Here is a 1,747-nt window from a genome sequence, read left to right on the forward strand (position 1 = left end):
ATGTAAAAAATACCAAATTATTACTGCTACCACCACTAATAACCTGCTTTGGACTTATACTTAAAGGTTCGATTTCTTTTTCTGATAGCACTTCTTTACGGAATGTGTCAAGAGGTTTTGGACACTTTTTGAGTTAAAATTAAGCACTTGATCTCTCCATATCTTCGACATTATCGGGTTTATTAATCCACACTGTTTGGTGGACAAATTTCTCTTTCGGTTTCTTGAACCTGAATCGTTCAGGATTTTGATAGTAAGCATCCAGGAGGACTTTATATCTCTTATCCAATATTTCTTGTGCAAAACCATAATGAATTGATTCCGGCGTTAGAAAACCAATACCTGAATGATAGTGTTTAGCATTATACCAATCGAAAAACTTATTGCAGAAATCTCTGCATTCCGTCATTGAATAGAACCTTCCGGGAAATTCAGGATTGTATTTCACCGTCTTAAAATGTGACTCGGAATAGGGGTTATCGTTGCTGTTATACGGTCTGGAGTGGGACTTGGTAATGCCAAGATCGCTAAGTAAGAAGGCTACCGGTTTCGATTTCATGCTACTTCCCCGGTCTGCATGGATGGTTAGTTGTCCTTGCTGAATCTTTTGCCTTCGACAGGTCTCTTCAATCAGATGTTTAGCAAGAGCCGAACTTTCTCGATATGCTACCATCCAGCCAACAACAAAGCGGCTAAAGATATCAAGAATCACATATAGATAGAAATATGCCCAACTCTCTTGAGCCTTCAGCTTTGTTATATCCCAACTCCATACTTCATTGGGACGGGTAGCCAACAGTTCAGGTTTTACAGAATTATAACAGGGTCTTATTGATCTTCTTTCAACAAGTTGATCTTTCTCAGCTAAGATCCTGTACATAGTCCGGACTGAACAAAGATATTTCCCCTCGTCTAAAAGAGAGGCATATATCTGATAAGGACTCTGATTCATATAGGTCTCGGAATTCATGATCTGTAATATCGATTCTCTTTGGATAGGAGAATAAGCGAAATCAGGAAGTCTCTGTTTAACTATTTGAGTCACTCTGCGAGTTTTCTGCCAATAATAATAGTTCGAGCGAGAAACACCCAATTCCCGACAAGCTTTCTCAATACCTAATTCCAAAGATATATCTTTTACCACACTAACTGTTTCCTGAATCGTTAAGACTCGTCGTTCTCTTCTATGATCGCCAAAATTTTTTTTTGCGCTTCGATTATGAGTTTAGAATGTTTCAACTCCCGATTGAGTTTTATATTTTCCTTCTGGAGATCACTGATCTGTTTCAAAGCCTTTTCGTTCAATTTCTTGCCCAGGTTGTTTCTGGTCAATTGCTCTCTCCAGGCTGAAATATTTGAGTAGTATAAACCCTCTCTTCTCAGGATAGCACCAATCTGCCCTGGTTTAGTACTCTCATCGATTTCTTTCAGGATCCGGAGTTTCATTTCCTTAGAGATTTTCCTTCTCTTTCTTCTGGGTTTCACTTCAGTGATGATACTATTCCGCTCTTTAGATATTGGTGAATCTTCAGTCGACCTACGGTCTCCTTCCAATTCACCAATATCAATTACCTTACGATCTTCTTTCATAAATCACCTTCCTTTACTACTTAAAAATTATGTAGAAAAGTGTCCAGTGTCATCTTGGCACAGTGGGTCTGTAGAGCTTTATGCTCAAGATACATACGATTTTGAGGCTATCGTTCTGACTTCAGGGCAACCTTTTACTATTACTGTTTGGTATAAA

At 38.6% G+C, this 1,747-nt stretch carries 2 protein-coding genes; both read right to left on the bottom strand.

Going from position 1 to position 1,747, the window contains the following annotated elements:
* Positions 1 to 139: 139 nt before the first annotated feature.
* Positions 140 to 1,162, bottom strand: a complete 1,023-nt coding sequence (locus tag ENN47_07180) for an IS3 family transposase (GenBank protein ID HDP77950.1) — start codon at positions 1,160 to 1,162, stop codon at positions 140 to 142.
* Positions 1,163 to 1,164: 2 nt separating this feature from the next.
* The gene (locus ENN47_07185) at positions 1,165 to 1,590 is read right to left on the bottom strand and encodes a hypothetical protein (protein ID HDP77951.1); all 426 of its coding nucleotides are present in this window, start codon (positions 1,588 to 1,590) and stop codon (positions 1,165 to 1,167) included.
* Positions 1,591 to 1,747 lie beyond the last annotated feature (157 nt).

It is taken from the genome of Mesotoga infera (assembly GCA_011045915.1).
Taxonomy (GTDB): Bacteria; Thermotogota; Thermotogae; order Petrotogales; family Kosmotogaceae; genus Mesotoga; species Mesotoga infera_D.

Bases quoted from the DNA above. Each gene is read 5' to 3' on its own strand.
- ENN47_07185 (HDP77951.1), bottom strand. From the start codon at position 1,590: ATGAAAGAAGATCGTAAGGTAATTGATATTGGTGAATTGGAAGGAGAC.